Below are 14,182 nucleotides of genomic sequence, written 5' to 3' on the forward strand. Positions count from 1 at the left end.
GAATTGCCTGGTCCCTGGAACGACCATAGATAGGCGATAGTCGGCATCTCCGCTCGCAGCGGGGGGCAGTGACGCTTTCATCCCGGGTTCGGAGGGCGCACTAAGATCTGCCGTCCGAAGCTAGCCTGGTCTTCTCGCGAACGCGAGAGAGGGCGGGCAAACCGCCCTCTCGTCTGCGCACTTTCGTCAGCGTTTGTGATGAACGCTTTGCAGGCCGTAGACCGGTGTCTGGATGCCTTCCAATCGTGCCTTCAGTTGCAGCGAGAGATACTGCGAGTAATGGCGCGACTGGTGCAGGTTGCCGCCGTGGAACCAAAGCGCCTCCTGTTGCGTCGGCTTCCACATGTTGCGCTGCTCGCCCTCCCAGGGGCCGGGGTCTTTCGGCGTATCGGAGCCGAGCCCCCAGACCTTGCCGATCCGGTCGGCGGTCTCCTGGTCGATGAGGTCCGCGACCCAGCCGTTCATCGAGCCGTAGCCCGTCGCATAGACGATGACGTCGGCCGGGATTTCTTTGCCGTCAGACAGTTTTACCGAGGTCTCGGTGATCTCCTCCACCTGTCCCGCGGCAAGCTTTACCTTGCCATCGATGATCAGCTGCGAAGCACCGATATCGATGTAGTAGCCGGATCCGCGGCGCAGGTACTTCATGAAAAGACCCGAGCCGTCCGCGCCCCAGTCCAGCTGGAAGCCGGCTTTCTCCAGCGCCGCGTAGAAGTCGGCGTCGCGTTCGCGCATCTTGTCGTAAAGTGGGATCTGGAACTCGTGCATGATCCGATAGGGCAGCGAGGCGAAGATGAGGTCGGCCTTGCCCGTCGTCACGCCATTTGCCAGCGCCTGTTCGGAATAGAGCCCGCCGAGGCCGATATCCATCAGCGTGTCGGACTTGACGATATGGGTCGTCGAGCGCTGGATCATCGTGACGTCGACGCCCGCTTCGTAAAGCGCGGCGCAGATGTCATGGGCCGAATTGTTCGAGCCGATCACGACAACCTTCTTGCCCCTGTAGCCATCCGGCCCCGGATGCTGCGAGGAATGATGCTGCTCGCCCTTGAAGCGCTCGCGGCCGTTGAAATCCGGGATGTTCGCCTTGCCGGACATGCCGGTTGCAAAGACGAGCTGTTTCGGCCGCAGCACCACTTCCTCGCCGTCGCGGTCGACCACGATCGTCCATTCATTCGTGACTTCGTCCCATTTGGCCGACTTGGCGGTGGAGCGTGTCCAGTAGTTCAGCTCCATCACCTTCGTATAGAATTCCAGCCAATCGCCGATCTTGTCCTTCGGCGCGAAGACCGGCCAGTTCTTCGGGAAATCGATGTAAGGCAGGTGGTCGTACCAGACGGGGTCATGCAGGCAGAGCGACTTGTAGCGCTTGCGCCAGCTGTCGCCTGGCCGATCGTTCTTTTCAAGGATGATGGTGGGCACGCCCAGTTGACGAAGCCGAGCGCCGAGTGCAATGCCGCCCTGTCCGCCGCCGATGATCACGACATAGGGCTGATTTTCATAACCGAGCGTGCGCTCCTCATGCTCGCGCTCCTCCTTCCAGGTCTTCGCGCCGATATTCTGGCCGTGCTTGGCGCCGAGCGGGCGGGTAAAGCCGGACTTTTCCTCGTGGCCCTTGAGTTCGGCAAGCGCCGTCAGCAGCGTCCAGATAAGGCCGTTCTTGATGCGCACGAGGCCATAGCCGCGCCCCGTCGCCGTCTCGAATGAGATCCAGCTTTCGAGCACGCCATCGGCCTCGGTCGCTTCCTCGCCAGCGGCGACGCGCCAATTGGAGGGCTTTGCGAAGGCGAGCTGCGCATCGAGCATGTCGCGCACCTGATCCCGGCCCTCGACCGTCTTGATGTTCCAGGTGAAGGCGACGAGGTCGCGCCAGTAGCATTCCTCGGCAAAGAGGTTGACCGCATCGTCTATGCGGCCGGTTTCGAGCGCGGCGCCGAAGGCATCAAGCAGCGCCTGGACGCGGGTGGTGGGGGTCTTCTCGAGCATCGTTTCTCCTCCTGCTCTATGATGAAGATGGGACGGCTCCTCAACCGCCCCGCAACGCGGACCGGCCTAACGCTTGAGGTCGATCAGTATTTTCAGATGGGTGCCGGCGGGATCGAGCAGCTTGTCGAACCCTGCCGAAACCGCCTCGCCGAGCGAGACATATTTGGTGACGATCTTCCGAGCCGGAATCTGGCCGCTCGCGATCAGGCGCGCGACACGCGGCCAGTAGTGGGTCGGGTAGGCCCAGGAACCGCGGATATCGATGTCCTTGAAGGTCACGTCGAACCAGTTCAACGGGCTTTCTCCGGGGTGAAGACCGGTCTGTACGACGACGCCCTGCTTGCGCACGGCGCTTGCGCAGGCCTTGAGCGCATGTTCGTTGCCGACGCATTCGATGGCGACGTCGCAGCCGACACCACCCTCGGTCTCGGCCTGAACGACGTCGCTGACCTTTTCCATCTTCGGATTGATTGTGCGGACGTCGCCCTGCGCTTCCTTGGCCAGCGACAGTCGCGTCTCGTTAGGATCGGAGAGGAAGATCTTCGAAGCGCCGGCGGCTCGTGCAGCCATGGCGACGAGAATGCCGATCGGCCCTGCGCCTGTGACCAGCACGCTGCAACCGGCGGTGACGCCGCCGCGATCGCAGGCGTAAACAGCGACTGCGGCGGGCTCGATCAGCGCGGCCTCCTCGTCGGACAGTGCATCGGGGATGGGCTGGACATTGTAGTCGTTGAGAAGGGCTGCTTCCGCCATTCCCCCCGAATGCCAGGAGAGGCCCGCAAGTGCGAGGTTGGCGCTCAGGTGAAACAGACCGCGATCGGCGTAATAGTCGCCACGGCGGGGCATGATCAGCGGCTGGACCGAGACCCGGTCGCCCGGCTTCACATGGCTGACCCCTTCGCCGACTGCCTTTACGACGCCGCCGAATTCATGACCAAGGATCTGTGGCCCATGGGCGCCGGTAAAGGGATGCGGCTCTTTCGGGATGAAGATCGGCCCATAGGCGTATTCATGCAGATCGGTCCCGCAGATGCCGCAGAAACGGTTCTCCACCAGCACCTCGCCCGGCCCGGGCTGAGGCGGGGCCTCGACATCGTCAATACGTAGATCCCTGGCAGCGTGAAAGCGCAGAGCTTTCATTGTGTTTCCTCCTGTTGTTCTTGCACAGGAGGGACAGCAAGCAGCATGCCAAATCGCGATTCCGCTTATTTCTGCGGTAATATCAATGGCTTAAAAATATCCGCAGCCGAAAGCCTCGGGGAATGCAACAGTTGCTGCGCAACAGGTGTTGCAGGCGTTGCGTCAGTTGAGACGCTTCAGGCGACGATGGATGGTGGAGCGGTTGACACCGAGCTTTCTTGCAAGTGCCGAGACGTTGTCGCCGCAGTCTCGCAGCGCCTGTTTCAGTGCATCATCCTCACCAGGCAACGAACGGACCTGGGCGGCGAAGAGATGTTCCGGCAGGCACTCGGTATCGATGAGGCCACTTTCGGAAAGCGCGGCGGCCACCCGCAGGACGTTGGAAAGCTCACGCAGATTTCCCGGCCATTCATGCGCCAGCAAGGCTGTCCGCGCGGCCTTGTCGATGCGGTAGGGTTCGTTGTTTTCCTTCTCGATGCGAGCGAGCAATTGGTCGATCAGCCAGCCGAGATCCTGGCGCTCTCGCAAGGCTGGGAGGCAGAGCGTTGCGGCGTTCAGGCGGTAATAAAGGTCTTCTCGGAAACGGCCTTCCTTCACCAGTTCCGCGAGATCGCGGTGGGAAGCGGAAACGACGCGCAGGCGGATCGGGCGGGCCTTCAGCGCGCCGACCGGCTGGACCTCATTTTCCGAGAGCACGCGCAACAGCCTGCTTTGCAGCGAAAGCGGCATGTCGCCGATCTCGTCGAGGAACAGGGTGCCGCCGTCGGCATCCTCGATCAGGCCGCGCTTGCCCTTCTGGCTGGCGCCAGTGAACGCGCCGGGAGCGTAGCCGAAGAGTTCGGATTCGATGAGATGTTCCGGGATCGCCGCGCAATTGACCGCGACGAAGTTGCCATTGCCGCCGCAACTGTCATGGATCGCGCGCGCAAGATATTCCTTGCCGCTGCCCGTTTCCCCTTGAATGAGAATAGAGATGTTGCGTGTCGCAAGTTTCGCCGCGCGGGTCTGCACCCGTTCCATTGCGGCGTCGCCGCGACTGAGATCGCGCAAAGCCCGTGGAAGGCGCGGTTCCGCGCCGGCAGGCGTGCGAAGGCTGACGACGGGCGCGATGGCGCTAGCGAAAAGGACAAGACCACTCTTGGCTCGAAGCAGGCGTTCGCCGTTCGGCCGGCCGCGCATGAAATTTGGCAGGTCGTCCACGTCGATATCGAAGACCTCCGAGACCGGAAGTCCGAGAAAATCACGCGTTCTGAGGCCGCGGATGTTCATCGAGCGGGCGAGTGCGCCAAAACCGCCATGGGTCATGCCAGTGATACGCCCGCTGCCATCGAGAGCGATGGCGGCGTCCGGGTCGACATCAAGGAATTCCGGAGAGCGCGCAAGCCGCAGGACCCAGTCATTGCGGGTACGGGTCATGAGATTGGCGAGCTCGATCCGCCGCGCAGTGGCGGACACCAGATGCAGCGCCAGTTGCTGGCTCGCCTTGGCGGTGGGTGACCGGAGCTGGGAGATGTCGAGCACGGCGGTAAGGTCGCCAAGCGTGTCGAAGACGGGCGCCGCCGTACAAGTCAGCCCGATATGGCTGGCGTCGAAATGATCGTCCTGATGAATGATGACCGGTTCGCCGGAGACGATGCAGGCCCCGACGGCACAGGTTCCTGCTCGGCTCTCGGACCATTCCGAGCCGAGATAGAGACCCGCCTTGCGCAACTGGTTGTCGAAAGTAGGGTCGCCCATGAAATCGACGGTGACGCCACGCGCATCGGATAGCAACAAAACATAGTTCTGTTCGGCGACCTGGTTGAACAGCCCTTCAAGGCCGGAGCGGCCGATGCGGATCAGTTCTTCAGCCTGTTCGCGATGCTCGCGCAGCTTCGATCCCGGAACGATATAGGCTTCCTGCGCGATCGTCGGATCCAGCTTGTAATCATTGAGGCAGCGAAGCCAGGATTGGACCACGGGTGCATCGCGCGGGCTCGCAGCGCCCAAGCCAACACGCTCTATCTCACGCATATGCGACAGCGGCGTTATCATCGATCAGCCTCCCAAGCGGGAAGCTGACACACTCTCGGCGTGTCGACAATCCATATCTATCAATAGGAAAAGCAGCGACCGGTAGGGACTTCCCATGCGGTATCGATCGGAATCCGCGCCATCGTGATGCTGCAGCCTGAGTGCGTTTTCGTTTCTCCATTCTAAGAATCGCGTCGCCGGCGCTTTCCGGCGAGTGCTTCGATCCCCGCGGGAGCCTATCCGCGCCCATTGCTATCGCGGTTAAAAAATGCGCAGGGGCAAAAGAGTTTGAGGTGTGGGCGACAGGCCACAGTCAGAGATGCTAGGGGTGCTCACCGGGAAGGGGCACTCTATCAAGCAGGAGACTTCTCGATGAGCAGAACTGCCATGAACGCCCTAGGACAGCCGGTCTATTACAGCGGAAGTTCGACGGCATGGTATTCCGCAACCGGATCCGGACCGACCCTTTACGGCACGCCGGCCAACGATTCCATCTGGGGCGATAGTTCCGTCGACGTAACGATGGTCGGCGGCACGGGCGACGACATCTACTACCTTTATTCATCGACGAACCGGGCCGAAGAGGCCCCCGGCGAAGGCGTAGACACGATCGATACGTGGATGAGCTACACCTTGCCGGAGAATTTCGAGAACCTGACCGTCACCGGCAACGACCGATATGCGTTCGGCAACAGTGCCGACAATATCATCACCGGTGGTTCGGGCAGCCAGACCATCGACGGACGCGCAGGTAACGACGTGCTCATCGGCGCCGGTGGAGCCGATACTTTCGTGTTCGAACATGGCAACGGCAGCGACCTCATCGCCGATTTCAGCTCCAACGACACGGTCCGCCTCGATGGCTATGGCTTCACCTCGTTCGACCAGGTCCTGGCCAATTCTGCCCAGGAGGGGGACGATCTCCGGCTTCATCTCGCCGAGGGCGAAAGTGTGGTCTTCGCCGATACGACAACCGACCAATTGCAGGAGAGCCAGTTCAAGCTGAACCTGGACCGGTCCGCCTTCACGCAGACTTTCTCGGATGATTTCGACACGCTTCAACTCCGCAGCGACACAGGCGGTGTCTGGGATGCGAAATACTGGTGGGCGCCGGAAGAGGGGGCAACGCTAACCGAAAACGGCGAGCTGCAATGGTACGTCAATCCGAGTTATGAGCCGACCGCTTCCATCAACCCGTTTTCGGTCGAGGACGGCGTGCTGACGATCACCGCCGAGCGCGCCTCGGAAGAAATCCAGTCCGAGATCGGTGGCTATGATTACACGTCCGGGATGCTGACGACCTATTCGTCCTTCGCCCAGACCTACGGCTACTTCGAGATGCGAGCCGACATGCCGGACGATCAAGGCGCCTGGCCCGCTTTCTGGCTGCTACCCGCCGACGGCTCCTGGCCGCCGGAACTCGACGTCGTCGAAATGCGCGGGCAGGACACCAATACCGTGATCACCACCGCCCATTCCAACGAAAGCGGCGAGCACACCGTGAGCCGAGACGGAGTGCAGGTCGCCGATACCGATGGGTTTCACGACTATGGCGTGCTTTGGACGGAAGATGAGATCGTCTGGTACTTCGACGACACGGAGATCGCCCGCACGGACACGCCCGCGGATATGCACGAGCCGATGTATATGCTCGTCAATCTCGCGGTTGGAGGGATGGCCGACACGCCTAATGACGACTTTGCCGACGGCGCGGAGATGAAGATCGACTCCATCGAGGCGTACTCGCTGGACTCCGACTGGGATATCTAAGCGGACGACGAAGGGTCGGCCGCTTCCGGAGCGGCCCACCCTACCAAACGGCCATGTCATGACCATGCGCAGCGTCTGTACGGATGGGCTCCAGGATCAATGTGAGCAGCCTTCGTCGGGTTCCGTGGCGAACCGGATGTCACTACCCGACGCAACGGCCAGGACGCGAGGGACGGCCACATCAGCGCCAGTCCGTGCTTCCGGTTCCTCTATCGTCTTGCAGGGTTTCGAGAAGCAAGCTCATTTCCCCGAGCGCAACGGTTTGGGACATGGCAATGTCCAGAAGCGCGTCTCTGAACCGGCTGCGCTGCGAGGCGTCGGGTCGCTGCAAGCCTTCGAAACGCGCTGGGCAAAGGTCACTCGCTGGGTGCGGCACGATTGCTCACCTCCTGCACCACGTCGGACGAATGGTGAACCTGGCGCGCTTGTCGTAGCAGATAGGAACCCAACTCTGCGGCTGCGGCGATATCGGCGAAGAGCAGGCCCGCCTCAGCCATGGTGCCGTCGTCGAGCGTATCTGTCTCCTTCGGGTCGAAATCATCCAGCAGTTCGAGAAGTGCCGCGATCCTACGCCGTTGCTCGCCGGCCGCGGTCAACAGGCTCCGCTCGATCCGCTCGCGCTCCAGCCTCTCAAGGTCGCGCAGTGCCTCGCCCACGCGGTCACGGCATTCGCAGTCGATGGCGCTGCTCAAGATCGCGCCGTGCATCCGTGCGATCGCACGGCTGATGTCCTCTTTTGTCTGGGCCAATGTCGATGTCATCGCGGGTTCGGCTGCTCGCATTACGTTCGTTCCACGTCCAGAGTTGCGTAGCGGCATCTTTCGGCGCTGCGCAATCACGATCCGGCATTTCGACGTCCAGCCTAAAGGCAAGAGGGGCCGGGCTGTTTGAACCAGCGCAAAGAAAGGTAGCTTTCCACTGGCACGCCGCTTGGCCAGGACGGCCGGCCGCGTTTTAGCCCTACGGCCGAAGAGACTTGAGTTTCTCCGGCGATCACCACGCATACCTCGGCCGCAAGGAAGGACGGGACTTCCGTCAGTTATTCCAATATCAAGTCCACGGGATGCGTTGCAGTCGCAACCGCAACGACAGACGGCCGGTCGCCGTCATTTCTGAACGTACCATGCCAGGCTCGTGGAGCCGTGAAGTAGGACTAACCTTGATGGTCGCATCAACACTCGGGCAGACGTCGCCCGCGTCTCCAGATGAATTCGCCGGGCGCGAGCAACTGCGTGCGAGTTCCGCAGAATTCCGGAAGGAAGTCATCGAAATCACGGACGGTGTCTTTGCTGCCGTGGGGTATTCGGCGAGCAATGTCACGCTGATCCAGGGGGAGAGAGGCTCCATTATCGTCGACACGTCTGCAAACCCCGTCGACGCAAAGGCGATCGTGGACGCCTTCGGAAATCGCTTCGTACGTCCCGTCCTGGCAATCATCTACACGCACAATCACCCGGACCATTCCGGCGGTGCGAGCGTGTTTGCCGGATCTGACAACCCCGAAATCTACAGCCATCAGACGCTGTTAGAATCTGGTCCTGAGTTCGGAAGAGGACCGCGCGATGGCGGTGATGCCTTCGGCACCAAGCTCGCTGACCCTCTGTTCATCAACGCGGGTACGCAGCTCGAATATGGCCGTGTGACCCCGCATACGCGGGAGGGATTCCTGCCGCCGACCCGCACATTCAGAGGGGAGAGCGAGACTATAGAGTTGGCGGGGCTGCAGATGCAGCTCATCCATACGCCAGGGGAGTCTCCTGAGAACACGGCGATCTGGATCGCCGGGAAGGGAGTGCTGGTCCCCGGCGATGATTTCCTGAAATCATACCCGAACCTCTCGCCGATCCGCGGCCTGAAGCTGAGGCCGCCGGAGAAGTGGATCGCAAGCCTCGACAAAATGCTCGCCCTGGACGCCACCTACATGGTCCAGGGCCACATGCGCCCGATCCTCGGGAAGGACGAGGTCCGCAAGGCTCTCACCGATTACCGCGACGGCATCAAGACCGTCCTCGACCAGACCCTGGCCGGTATCAAACAAGGAAAGACACCCGACGAGCTTGTTCAGGAGGTGAAACTCTCTCCTGAGCTCTCAAAGAGCCCCTACCTGCAAGAATACTATGGCACTGTCGCGTGGGCTGTGCGTGGTATTTACGCCGATTACGTCGGCTGGTTCGATGGAAATGCCACGAATTTGAATCCTCTGCCGCCCGGGGAGCGCGCCCGAAAGATGCTCGAAATGGCAGGAGGCCTAGATAAGGTCATCGCCCGCGCCCGGGAAGCCATTCAGGCCAAGGAGTTTCAATGGGCGGCAGAAATGATCGACCATGTGTTGGCCGTTGACCCTGCGAACATGGCAGCCAAGGAGATCAAGGCTCAGGCGCTGACCGAGTTGGGCGAACGCCAGATCAATGCTAACGCCCGGAACTATTACCTCACCACAGCTCAATACCTGCTGAAGCGAGAGAGGCAGGCGTAGCTGTGTCCGCGCGGGCACGCCATCGTTCTAGAATAAGCTTTAAGGTGAGGACCGGAGGTTTCTTCGGTCCGAGACACCAGAGGCTTCATTGAGCGCGTGGCCGCGGGCCCTCCTGAACTTCGAGCTTATGCCCGGTCGCTTGCGCGGCCGGGCATGCAGGGATTGGAAACGCATGATTCGCCATCGGGCCTCTTTCATCATTTCCTGCTCGCCGGGCCTTACTTTGAGCCGAGCACGGATGTGATCGCGTCTGCGGCCGCTTTCACGACGATGTCAGCCTCTTTCTTCGTCAGGCAGAGTGGTGGTGCGAAGCCGAGGATGTCGCCTTGGGGCATGGCGCGGCCGATGACGCCGCGTTCCAGGAGGGCGGCGGCGATCTGCGGGCCGACCTTTTTTGCCGGGTCGAAGAAGGCCCGGTCGTCCTTGTCCTCGACGAACTCGACCGCCGCCATCAATCCGTCGCCACGCACCTCGCCGACATGCTTGTGGTCGGCAAGCGCTTTCGCCAGTTCCGAGCGGAAATAGGCGCCGGTTTTGCCGGCGTTCTCGACAAGGCCCAGCTCGTCGATCAGTTCGAGATTGGCAACGCCCGCGGCCGCGCAGATCGGATGGGCGGAATAGGTCCAGCCATGGCCGATCGCGCCCAGCTCGTCAGAGCCCTGCACCAGCACCTGCCACACCTTGTCCGAGACGATCGTGCCGGAAAGCGGCGCGTATGCCGAAGTGAGACCCTTCGCAATGGTGATGAGATCGGGCTTCATGCCGTAATGGTCGGAGCCGAACATCGTGCCGAGACGGCCGAAGCCAGTGACCACCTCGTCGGCGACGAGCAGGATGTCGTATTTTTCGAGCACCGCCTGGATCTTCTGCCAGTAGCCCTTCGGCGGTGGTACGATGCCGCCGGTGCCGAGGATTGGCTCGCCGATGAAGGCGGCGATCGTCTCCGGTCCTTCGGCCAGGATCATCTCTTCGAGCTTGTCGGCGCAATCTTGCGAGAACTGCTCTTCATCCATCGACCGGTCCGGGCGGCGGAAGAAGTAGGGCGCTTCCGTGTGCAGGATCGGCGCGCGCGGCAGGTCGAAAGCGTTGTGGAAGAGATGCAAGCCGGTCAGCGAGCCCGTCATGACGCCGGAACCATGATAGCCGCGCCAGCGTGAGATGATCTTCTTCTTTTCCGGCCGGCCGAGGATGTTATTGTAGTACCAGATCAGCTTGATGTTGGTCTCGTTTGCATCCGAGCCTGAAAGACCGAAATAGACACGGCTCATACCCTGCGGTGCGCGGTCGATGATCATCTTGGACAGCGTGATCGAGGCTTCCGTGCCGTGACCGACATAGGCGTGGTAGTAAGCGAGGTTCTTGGCCTGCTCAGCGATCGCGTCGGCGATTTTTTGCCGGCCGTAGCCGACATTGACGCAGTAGAGGCCGGCAAATGCGTCAAGGCTGGTGTTGCCGCTGGTGTCGGTGATGTAGACGCCTTCGCCGCCGCAGATGACCCGGGTCGGCGTCTCGCCGCGCGCATGCATGCCCATGTGCGTGGACGGGTGGAAGAAGTGGTCACGGTCTGAGGCGGTAAGTTCGTTGCTTCTTTCGAGCATGGTCTTTCCTTTCGCATATGAAATGTGGCGCCCGCGCTCAGGCGGCCGTGTCGATGCAGAGATATTTGAGTTCCGTGAAGGCTTCGATGCCGTGGCGGGAGCCTTCGCGGCCGAGGCCCGACTGCTTCCAGCCCCCGAAGGGGATTGGTCCGCCGGTGATCTTCACCCGATTGACGGCGACCATGCCGTACTCAAGCGCGCGCCCAAGGCGCATCTGGCGCGCGCCGCTCTCGGTGACGACATAGGCGACGAGGCCATACTCAGTGTCGTTGGCGCGGGCGATCACTTCGTCCTCGTTGTCGAATGCCGTCACGGCTGCGACCGGACCGAATGTCTCTTCGCGCATGATCAGTGCCGCGTCGGGTACGTCGGCCAGGAGCGTGGGTTCAAAGAAAAGCGGCCCGGCCGGGTGGCGTCGTCCGCCGACCGAAAGCTTGGCGCCAAGCCGCAGCGCGTCGGCCACCTGCTCCTCAACCTTGGCGATCGCTCGTTCGTGCATCAGCGGGCCGATTTCGCTGTCGCGGTCAAGCCCGGCGCCGACCTTCAAGCGCGTAATCCGCGCGGCAAAGGCCTCCTCAAAGGCCCTGAGGATCGGCCGTTCGACGTAGATGCGATTGGCAGCGAGGCAATCCTGGCCAGACGTCGCGAACTTGGCGGCGATCGCGATATCGGCTGCCTTCTCCACGTCGGCATCGGCGAAGACGATCAGCGGCGCGTGGCCACCGAGCTCCATGACCAGCCGCTTCATCGTCCGTGCGCACTGGCTCGCAATCAGCTTGCCGATCTCCGTCGACCCGGTGAAGCTCATGGCGCGGATGCGCGCATCGGCATTCATGCGGCCGACGATGGTGGCGGCATCCCCTGTCACCACGTTGAAGACACCTGCGGGCAGGCCGGCCCGCTCGCCGAGTTCGGCAAGGGCAAGTGCTGAAAGCGGTGTTTCGCTGGAGGGATGCGCAACGACGGTGCAGCCGGCGGCAAGGGCCGCTGCGGCCTTGCGGGTGATCATGGCGGAGGGGAAATTCCATGGCGTCACGATGCCGACGACGCCGAGGGCCTCGCGGCGCACGATCATCTCGGCTCCCGGAAGATGGCTGGTGACGCTTTCGGCGTTGAGGCGCTTCCCTTCCTCGGCGTACCACTCGATGAACGAGACCGCATAGTCGATTTCGCCACGGGACTCGGCAAGCGGCTTGCCCTGTTCCAGCGTCATCAGCAGCGCAAGATCCTCGCGGGCTTCCAGCATCAGGTCATGCCACTTGCGCAGGATCGCGGCGCGCTGTTGCGGCAGCATGCTGCGCCAGGCGGGCAGCGCGTCGCTCGCGGCCGAAATGGCCTCCCCGGTCTGCTCGGCATCAAGGGCCGCGACCCAGGCAAGGGTCGCCGACGAGGCGGGATCGGTCACCTTGAAGCCGGCACCGTCATGGCCGGAAATCCAGCGACCGCCGACATACGCGAGTTCCCTGAGCAGGTGCGGATCGGCAAGGCAGGCGAGGGCGTCGTGAAAGGTCGTGCGGGCAAATACGGCGGTCATGGCGGCCTCCTCTTGTTGTGTGGAGGAAGTCTGCCAGAGGGAAGGCGACAGATTGTCTATTGCCGGGGTGGGCGGAAGAGACTTTGGCCAAAGGTAGGGGCGACCGTAGACGATCTCTCTATTGGGAGGCGGGAAGCAGCGTCTCAAGCGGTCACGAGATAAGGCGTAAAGCGCGCTTACTGGTCCTTCCAGGTGTGAAAGACGGCGGCCTGACCGACACAGGCGCCGCCGGTGCGCACAAGCTGCCAGACGGTCGCGTTTTCGATCCAGAACCGGCGTCCGGATTTCGCGATCCGAACGCCGCGATAGTTGTCGATGAAACCCTTGGCGGAGACGCCGTCTAGAAGACGCTGCCTTTCTTCGCGGTCTGGCGCCTCGGCAGAAAGGCGCGACGGCATGCCGATGAATTCCTCCCAAGAGTATCCGAAACAGGCCTGGGCCGTCTTGTTCGCGTATATGAAACGGGGATCCTCGGACCGGTCATGTGCGAGCAAGGCGAACGGCGCGGATTCATAGAGCCACCTGCCATCCGCGGAAGGATCACCTAAGCTTCTGCCTGTCAGCTGGCGGAAGCTTGCAATCATCAGTGCGGAAATCTCTTCGACGTCACGCTCGCTCATCATGCCGTTCCCTTTTTGCCGTGCGTCGCCATTGGCCGCATCTTGCAGACATCGGCCATCGTGGAGGCGAGAGTCCGCTGTCGCTGCTCCCTTGGTTTCCGGCCAGCCACCTGGATCGCGCGGTGTTCCTGAAGGTGGGCGCTCTGCGAAGAATTTTACAATATCCACGCTGAGCGCCTCTGCCGATGATGCCTCGAGACCGGGTGCGCCTTAGGCGGTCAGTCGTGAATGGCCATCTGCAATTCGGCATCGCGGCCGAGTGTCGTCATCCATTCGGTGAACTCGGGGCGGCTCTTGATCTGCCGACCATAGTGGCGGCCAAGCGCCGCAGTGAGATCACCCCGGCGACCGAGCTGCTCGTCGGCAAAGCCAATCATCTGGGAATTCGGCCACGCTTGCGGGCGTATGGCGGCAAGGCGGGCAAAGAGGCTTTCGCCGGGCTCATCCGGGTTTGCCTGCGCCATGAGGGTCAGCATGGCTGCCGTCGAGCGCGATACGCCCATATGGCAATGAACCAGCACATGGCTCGCGGCTTCCCGATCCTGCCGTGTCAGGAAATCTGTACCGAAGCGAAGAATGGCCTCCACGTGGTCCGGGCGGGGCATCACCCGGTTCGGTGCCGCCGCAATGATATCGTGGAAACGCAGCGTCGTGCGGTGGTGTTCGCCATAGGCGCCGAAAGCTTCCAGTTCCGGGAGTTCCGGATCGACGATCGACAGAACGTGGGTCACGTTTCGGCTGCTCTGCCCCGGAAGTTCCTCGATGCCGCAAACGGTCAGCACCGGAGAAAAGGTCGTTTCCATGTCCACTATCCTTGCATCAGTTTAATGAAGCATCTGCCTCGCATTTGCGCGCGAGCAGGGTAAAAAAAAGCACGTCGAGCATCATACATCTGGGCGCCGCAGAACGGCACGATGAGGAGTGGATCGACAAGCGGCAGGCGTTGAGAATGACGTTTTCATCGGTGGGAGGCGACGACGAAGCCGTCGGGAGAGATGGAAACTATACGTGCGCCGGCCTTCTTGGCAATCTCGATATTCGAAAA

10 protein-coding genes are annotated in these 14,182 nt (G+C 61.8%); 2 read left to right on the forward strand and 8 right to left on the reverse strand.

Annotated features, from left to right (window positions below; genetic code table 11):
* Positions 1 to 186: 186 nt before the first annotated feature.
* The 3 genes from ACN9MO_RS19680 to ACN9MO_RS19690 form a co-directional block, all read right to left on the reverse strand.
* On the reverse strand, positions 187 to 1,986 hold the full coding sequence (locus tag ACN9MO_RS19680; protein WP_057249395.1) for an NAD(P)/FAD-dependent oxidoreductase: 1,800 nt from the start codon (positions 1,984 to 1,986) through the stop codon (positions 187 to 189).
* A gap of 66 nt (positions 1,987 to 2,052) precedes the next feature.
* The gene (locus ACN9MO_RS19685; RefSeq protein ID WP_113132386.1) at positions 2,053 to 3,126 is read right to left on the reverse strand and encodes a 2,3-butanediol dehydrogenase; all 1,074 of its coding nucleotides are present in this window, start codon (positions 3,124 to 3,126) and stop codon (positions 2,053 to 2,055) included.
* 162 nt (positions 3,127 to 3,288) lie between these two features.
* On the reverse strand, positions 3,289 to 5,160 hold the full coding sequence (locus ACN9MO_RS19690; RefSeq protein ID WP_113132387.1) for a sigma-54-dependent Fis family transcriptional regulator: 1,872 nt from the start codon (positions 5,158 to 5,160) through the stop codon (positions 3,289 to 3,291).
* 351 nt (positions 5,161 to 5,511) lie between these two features.
* Between ACN9MO_RS19690 and ACN9MO_RS19695 the strand changes: the two genes are divergently transcribed.
* Positions 5,512 to 6,909: a family 16 glycosylhydrolase gene (locus ACN9MO_RS19695; RefSeq protein WP_057249392.1), complete on the forward strand. Its 1,398-nt coding sequence runs from the start codon at positions 5,512 to 5,514 to the stop codon at positions 6,907 to 6,909.
* A 356-nt stretch (positions 6,910 to 7,265) separates the two neighbouring features.
* Here ACN9MO_RS19695 and ACN9MO_RS19700 read toward each other — a convergent pair whose 3' ends face one another.
* Entirely contained in the window at positions 7,266 to 7,691 is a 426-nt protein-coding gene (locus ACN9MO_RS19700; protein WP_057249391.1) for a hypothetical protein, read from the reverse strand.
* 380 nt (positions 7,692 to 8,071) lie between these two features.
* Between ACN9MO_RS19700 and ACN9MO_RS19705 the strand changes: the two genes are divergently transcribed.
* Complete coding sequence (locus ACN9MO_RS19705) at positions 8,072 to 9,385, forward strand: alkyl/aryl-sulfatase (RefSeq protein WP_113737776.1); 1,314 nt, start codon at positions 8,072 to 8,074, stop codon at positions 9,383 to 9,385.
* A 218-nt stretch (positions 9,386 to 9,603) separates the two neighbouring features.
* Here ACN9MO_RS19705 and ACN9MO_RS19710 read toward each other — a convergent pair whose 3' ends face one another.
* From ACN9MO_RS19710 to ACN9MO_RS19725, 4 genes are all read right to left on the reverse strand, one after another.
* Positions 9,604 to 10,983: an aspartate aminotransferase family protein gene (locus ACN9MO_RS19710; RefSeq protein WP_057249389.1), complete on the reverse strand. Its 1,380-nt coding sequence runs from the start codon at positions 10,981 to 10,983 to the stop codon at positions 9,604 to 9,606.
* A gap of 37 nt (positions 10,984 to 11,020) precedes the next feature.
* Complete coding sequence (locus ACN9MO_RS19715) at positions 11,021 to 12,517, reverse strand: NAD-dependent succinate-semialdehyde dehydrogenase (protein WP_113132389.1); 1,497 nt, start codon at positions 12,515 to 12,517, stop codon at positions 11,021 to 11,023.
* A gap of 176 nt (positions 12,518 to 12,693) precedes the next feature.
* Positions 12,694 to 13,140 carry an MEKHLA domain-containing protein gene (locus ACN9MO_RS19720; RefSeq protein WP_057249387.1) on the reverse strand — a complete coding sequence of 149 codons (447 nt, stop codon included), beginning with the start codon at positions 13,138 to 13,140 and terminating at the stop codon, positions 12,694 to 12,696.
* Between the two features lie 215 nt (positions 13,141 to 13,355).
* Complete coding sequence (locus ACN9MO_RS19725; RefSeq protein ID WP_057249386.1) at positions 13,356 to 13,940, reverse strand: tyrosine phosphatase family protein; 585 nt, start codon at positions 13,938 to 13,940, stop codon at positions 13,356 to 13,358.
* Positions 13,941 to 14,182 lie beyond the last annotated feature (242 nt).

This window comes from Ensifer sp. R-19 (assembly GCF_049905105.1).
GTDB lineage: Bacteria > Pseudomonadota > Alphaproteobacteria > Rhizobiales > Rhizobiaceae > Ensifer.

Coding starts and splice junctions, on each gene's coding strand:
- ACN9MO_RS19680 (WP_057249395.1), bottom strand. CDS start 1,986: ATGCTCGAGAAGACCCCCACCACCCGCGTCCAGGCGCTGCTTGATGCC.
- ACN9MO_RS19685 (WP_113132386.1), bottom strand. CDS start 3,126: ATGAAAGCTCTGCGCTTTCACGCTGCCAGGGATCTACGTATTGACGAT.
- ACN9MO_RS19690 (WP_113132387.1), bottom strand. CDS start 5,160: ATGATAACGCCGCTGTCGCATATGCGTGAGATAGAGCGTGTTGGCTTG.
- ACN9MO_RS19695 (WP_057249392.1), top strand. CDS start 5,512: ATGAGCAGAACTGCCATGAACGCCCTAGGACAGCCGGTCTATTACAGC.
- ACN9MO_RS19700 (WP_057249391.1), bottom strand. CDS start 7,691: ATGCGAGCAGCCGAACCCGCGATGACATCGACATTGGCCCAGACAAAA.
- ACN9MO_RS19705 (WP_113737776.1), top strand. CDS start 8,072: ATGGTCGCATCAACACTCGGGCAGACGTCGCCCGCGTCTCCAGATGAA.
- ACN9MO_RS19710 (WP_057249389.1), bottom strand. CDS start 10,983: ATGCTCGAAAGAAGCAACGAACTTACCGCCTCAGACCGTGACCACTTC.
- ACN9MO_RS19715 (WP_113132389.1), bottom strand. CDS start 12,517: ATGACCGCCGTATTTGCCCGCACGACCTTTCACGACGCCCTCGCCTGC.
- ACN9MO_RS19720 (WP_057249387.1), bottom strand. CDS start 13,140: ATGATGAGCGAGCGTGACGTCGAAGAGATTTCCGCACTGATGATTGCA.
- ACN9MO_RS19725 (WP_057249386.1), bottom strand. CDS start 13,940: ATGGAAACGACCTTTTCTCCGGTGCTGACCGTTTGCGGCATCGAGGAA.